Origin of the sequence: Myceligenerans crystallogenes (assembly GCF_039529775.1) — a bacterium.
Taxonomy (GTDB): Bacteria; Actinomycetota; Actinomycetes; order Actinomycetales; family Cellulomonadaceae; genus Myceligenerans; species Myceligenerans crystallogenes.
This window is the reverse complement of sequence record NZ_BAAANL010000014.1, coordinates 1-5,540: the sequence shown is the minus strand read 5'-3', so window position 1 is coordinate 5,540 and position 5,540 is coordinate 1. Positions and strand designations below refer to the sequence as shown.

3 rRNA genes are annotated in these 5,540 nt (G+C 57.6%); all 3 read left to right on the top strand.

Annotated elements, in window-relative coordinates:
• Positions 1 to 144: 144 nt before the first annotated feature.
• The 3 genes from ABD208_RS20315 to rrf all read left to right on the top strand — a co-directional run bounded on the left by ABD208_RS20315 (position 145) and on the right by rrf (position 5,535).
• Positions 145 to 1,667 (top strand): 16S ribosomal RNA (locus tag ABD208_RS20315).
• Between the two features lie 508 nt (positions 1,668 to 2,175).
• Positions 2,176 to 5,273, top strand: a 23S ribosomal RNA gene (locus tag ABD208_RS20310).
• A gap of 145 nt (positions 5,274 to 5,418) precedes the next feature.
• Positions 5,419 to 5,535, top strand: a 5S ribosomal RNA gene (gene rrf / locus ABD208_RS20305).
• The 16S, 23S and 5S rRNA genes sit together here, the layout of an rRNA operon.
• The last annotated feature ends 5 nt before the right edge of the window (positions 5,536 to 5,540 follow it).

Below are 5,540 nucleotides of genomic sequence, written 5' to 3'. Positions count from 1 at the left end.
GTGTGCGTCGGTTGTTTGAGAACTCAACAGTGTGCTTGATAGTCAATGCCAAATTTATCCTCGTTATGGGGATGTTGTTTTGGATCGGACCAAGCTAGTTTTGGTTCGGGCCAGTATGATTGAAACTCCAGTGGAGTGAAAGCTTTGATGGAGAGTTTGATCCTGGCTCAGGACGAACGCTGGCGGCGTGCTTAACACATGCAAGTCGAACGATGAAGCCCAGCTTGCTGGGTGGATTAGTGGCGAACGGGTGAGTAACACGTGAGTAACCTGCCCCCCTCTTCGGGATAAGCCTTGGAAACGAGGTCTAATACCGGATATTCTCTCACTGCCGCATGGTGGTGGGTGGAAAGAATTTTGGTGGGGGATGGGCTCGCGGCCTATCAGCTTGTTGGTGGGGTGATGGCCTACCAAGGCGTCGACGGGTAGCCGGCCTGAGAGGGCGACCGGCCACACTGGGACTGAGACACGGCCCAGACTCCTACGGGAGGCAGCAGTGGGGAATATTGCACAATGGGCGAAAGCCTGATGCAGCGACGCCGCGTGAGGGATGACGGCCTTCGGGTTGTAAACCTCTTTCGACAAGGAAGAAGCCTTCGGGTGACGGTACTTGTAGAAGAAGCGCCGGCTAACTACGTGCCAGCAGCCGCGGTAATACGTAGGGCGCAAGCGTTGTCCGGAATTATTGGGCGTAAAGAGCTCGTAGGCGGTCTGTCACGTCTGGTGTGAAAACCCGAGGCTCAACCTCGGGCTGGCATCGGGTACGGGCAGGCTGGAGTGCGGTAGGGGAGACCGGAATTCCTGGTGTAGCGGTGGAATGCGCAGATATCAGGAGGAACACCGATGGCGAAGGCAGGTCTCTGGGCCGTTACTGACGCTGAGGAGCGAAAGCATGGGGAGCGAACAGGATTAGATACCCTGGTAGTCCATGCCGTAAACGTTGGGCACTAGGTGTGGGGCGGGTTCCACTCGTTCTGTGCCGTAGCTAACGCATTAAGTGCCCCGCCTGGGGAGTACGGCCGCAAGGCTAAAACTCAAAGGAATTGACGGGGGCCCGCACAAGCGGCGGAGCATGCGGATTAATTCGATGCAACGCGAAGAACCTTACCAAGGCTTGACATACACCGGAAACATTCAGAGATGGATGCCCCGCAAGGTCGGTGTACAGGTGGTGCATGGTTGTCGTCAGCTCGTGTCGTGAGATGTTGGGTTAAGTCCCGCAACGAGCGCAACCCTTATCCTATGTTGCCAGCGGGTTATGCCGGGGACTCATGGGAGACTGCCGGGGTCAACTCGGAGGAAGGTGGGGATGACGTCAAATCATCATGCCCCTTATGTCTTGGGCTTCACGCATGCTACAATGGCCGGTACAGAGGGTTGCGATATCGTGAGGTGGAGCGAATCCCTAAAAGCCGGTCTCAGTTCGGATCGGGGTCTGCAACTCGACCCCGTGAAGTCGGAGTCGCTAGTAATCGCAGATCAGCAACGCTGCGGTGAATACGTTCCCGGGCCTTGTACACACCGCCCGTCAAGTCACGAAAGTTGGTAACACCCGAAGCTCACGGCCCAACCCGCAAGGGAGGGAGTGGTCGAAGGTGGGACTGGCGATTGGGACTAAGTCGTAACAAGGTAGCCGTACCGGAAGGTGCGGCTGGATCACCTCCTTTCTAAGGAGCATCTACCCCGGACACACACACTGGTTCTGCTGGTGGTGTCGGGGGTCAGGCCCGCGCCGGGACCGAACGCGTCCCGGGTGGAAGCTCATGGGTGGAACATTGACGAAGAGCCCGCCCGGACAGGGTCGGGCCCGCTAGTACGCCGGCAGCTTGTCTGCCGGCTGGAACACGGGTCCGCGGTCCGGGATGGGTTCGCCAAGCACACTGTTGGGTCCTGAGGCAACCGGCCGCGGGTCCTCACCCTCTGGGTGGGGTTCTGCCTGCCGGGGCTTCTGGTTCGGGTCACCAGCCCGGACGATACCGCTCAGATGTTCGTGGTGACACGGGTGCTGGGTCTGGTCGTTGGTGGTGCTGGTGGGTTCGTTCGTTGCTTGAGAACTGCATAGTGGACGCGAGCATCTCTGGACACATCCATGCTCTGTGAGTGTGGTGTGTTCTGCGTAATCAAATTCTTTCACAGCTTTCGGGTTGTGGACGGTTTGTTTCGAATCTTAGTGTTGTTGAAGTTTTGAAGGGCACAGGGTGGATGCCTTGGCATCAGGAGCCGATGAAGGACGTTGTAGCCTGCGATAAGCCTCGGGGAGCTGGCTAACGAGCTGTGATCCGAGGGTTTCCGAATGGGGGAACCTACCCGAAGTCATGTTCGGGTACCCGCGTCTGAATGTATAGGACGTGTGGGGGGAACGCCGGGAAGTGAAACATCTCAGTACCGGCAGGAAGAGATATTCTGTGAGTAGTGGTGAGCGAAAGCGGATGAGGTTAAACCGTGCGCGTGTCAAGCTGTCAGGCGTTGCGTGTGCGGGGTAGTGGGAGCCTCTTCTGGGATCTGACAGTCCTGGGGCCAGTGATAAAGCCGTACTATAGCCGAACCGGGTTGAATACCGGACCGTAGAGGGTGGGAGTCCCGTAGGTGAAATGGTGTGGCCTGGTGGGGGTTGTCCCGAGTAGCACGGGGCCCGTGAAATCTCGTGTGAATCTGCCAAGACCACTTGGTAAGCCTAAATACTTCCTGATGACCGATAGCGGACCAGTACCGTGAGGGAAAGGTGAAAAGTACCCCGGGAGGGGAGTGAAATAGTACCTGAAACCGTGTGCCTACAATCCGTCAGAGCCTCCTTTGCAGGGGTGATGGCGTGCCTTTTGAAGAATGAGCCTGCGAGTTAGTGCTCGGTGGCGAGGTTAACCCGGGTGGGGTAGCCGTAGCGAAAGCGAGTCTGAATAGGGCGTTTGAGTCGCCGGGTCTAGACCCGAAGCGGGGTGATCTAGCCATGGGCAGGGTGAAGCGCCGGTAAGACGGTGTGGAGGCCCGAACCCACCAGGGTTGAAAACCTGGGGGATGACCTGTGGTTAGGGGTGAAAGGCCAATCAAACTCCGTGATAGCTGGTTCTCCCCGAAATGCATTTAGGTGCAGCGTTGCGTGGTGCTTCCTGGAGGTAGAGCTACTGGATGGCTAATGGGCCCTACAAGGTTACTGACGTCAGCCAAACTCCGAATGCCAGTGAAGTTAGCGTGGCAGTGAGACTGCGGGGGATAAGCTCCGTGGGTCGAGAGGGAAACAGCCCAGATCGCCGGCTAAGGCCCCTAAGCGTGTGCTCAGTGGGAAAGGATGTGGAGTTGCTCAGACAACCAGGAGGTTGGCTTAGAAGCAGCCACCCTTGAAAGAGTGCGTAATAGCTCACTGGTCAAGTGATTCCGCGCCGATAATGTAGCGGGGCTCAAGCACACCGCCGAAGCCGTGGCAATCACACGTTACCCTACAGGTTTGCCTGTCAGGGGTGTGGTTGGGTAGGGGAGCGTCCTGCGACCGTTGAAGCGGCGGAGTGATCCAGTCGTGGAGGTCGCGGGAGTGAGAATGCAGGCATGAGTAGCGAATGACGGGTGAGAATCCCGTCCACCGAATGACCAAGGGTTCCAGGGCCAGGTTTATCCGCCCTGGGTTAGTCGGGACCTAAGGCGAGGCCGACAGGCGTAGTCGATGGACAAGGAGTTGATATTCTCCTACCGGCGAAGAACCGCCCATACCGAGTCCGGTGATACTAACCATCCCAAGGGCGACACCGAGTCTTCGGACTCATCGTTGCCGGCGGCGTGGGACCTGATCCGGTAGTAGGTAAGCGTGTTAACAGGGGTGACGCAGGAAGGTAGCCGCACGTGGCGATGGTTGTCCACGTCCAAGGTTGTAGCCTGTCTCGTAGGTAAATCCGCGGGGCGTGAAGGGTGAGGGCTGATGGTGACGCCGTAAGGTGGAACGTGGTGATCCTCTGCTGCCAAGAAAAGCCTCGACGCGAGGTTCTAGCCGCCCGTACCCTAAACCGACTCAGGTGGTCAGGTAGAGAATACTAAGGTGATCGAGCGAATCGTGGTCAAGGAACTCGGCAAAATGCCCCCGTAACTTCGGGAGAAGGGGGGCCCGATCCGTGAACCCACTTGCGGGGGGAGCGGGGAGGGTCGCAGAGACCAGGGAGAAGCGACTGTTTACTAAAAACACAGGTCCGTGCGAAGTCGTAAGACGATGTATACGGACTGACGCCTGCCCGGTGCTGGAAGGTTAAGAGGACGGGTCAGCCTTCGGGTGAAGCTCAGAATTTAAGCCCCAGTAAACGGCGGTGGTAACTATAACCATCCTAAGGTAGCGAAATTCCTTGTCGGGTAAGTTCCGACCTGCACGAATGGCGTAACGACTTCTCCGCTGTCTCGACCGCGAACTCGGCGAAATTGCATTACGAGTAAAGATGCTCGTTACGCGCAGCAGGACGGAAAGACCCCGGGACCTTTACTATAGCTTGGTATTGGTGTTCGGTGCGGTTTGTGTAGGATAGGTGGGAGACTGTGAAGCTTGCACGCCAGTGTGGGTGGAGTCAACGTTGAAATACCACTCTGATCGCTTCGGGCATCTAACTTCGGACCATGATCTGGTTCAGGGACAGTGCCTGGTGGGTAGTTTAACTGGGGCGGTTGCCTCCTAAAATGTAACGGAGGCGCTCAAAGGTTCCCTCAGCCTGGTTGGCAATCAGGTGTCGAGTGTAAGTGCACAAGGGAGCTTGACTGTGAGACTGACAGGTCGAGCAGGGACGAAAGTCGGAACTAGTGATCCGGCCATGGCTTGTGGAAGCGTGGTCGCTCAACGGATAAAAGGTACCCCGGGGATAACAGGCTGATCTTGCCCAAGAGTCCATATCGACGGCATGGTTTGGCACCTCGATGTCGGCTCGTCGCATCCTGGGGCTGGAGTTGGTCCCAAGGGTTGGGCTGTTCGCCCATTAAAGCGGTACGCGAGCTGGGTTTAGAACGTCGTGAGACAGTTCGGTCCCTATCCGCTGCGCGCGCAGGAGTTTTGAGAAGGGCTGTCCCTAGTACGAGAGGACCGGGACGGACGAACCTCTGGTGTGCCAGTTGTTCCGCCAGGAGCATGGCTGGTTGGCTACGTTCGGAAGGGATAACCGCTGAAAGCATCTAAGCGGGAAGCCTGCTTCAAGATGAGAACTCCACCCCTTTGGGGGGTAGGCACCCGGGAGACTACCGGGTTGATAGGCCGGAGGTGGAAGACCAGTAATGGTTGGAGCTGACCGGTACTAACCAGCCGACAACCTCAACAACACTCTTTAGTTGCGTGTTCGCGTCCACTGTGCGGTTCCCGGGAAACGACCGGACCACCACCCCTGATCCTGTTACGGCCTGTTCACAGGCCGGCTGGGGATGACGGGGCTGGTCCCATAGGTTGGTTTGATAACCCGATAGTGTTACGGCGGTCATAGCGTAGGGGAAACGCCCGGTCCCATTCCGAACCCGGAAGCTCAGCCCTACAGCGCCGATGGTACTGCCCTTGTGAGGGGGTGGGAGAGTAGGACGCCGCCGGACTTCTT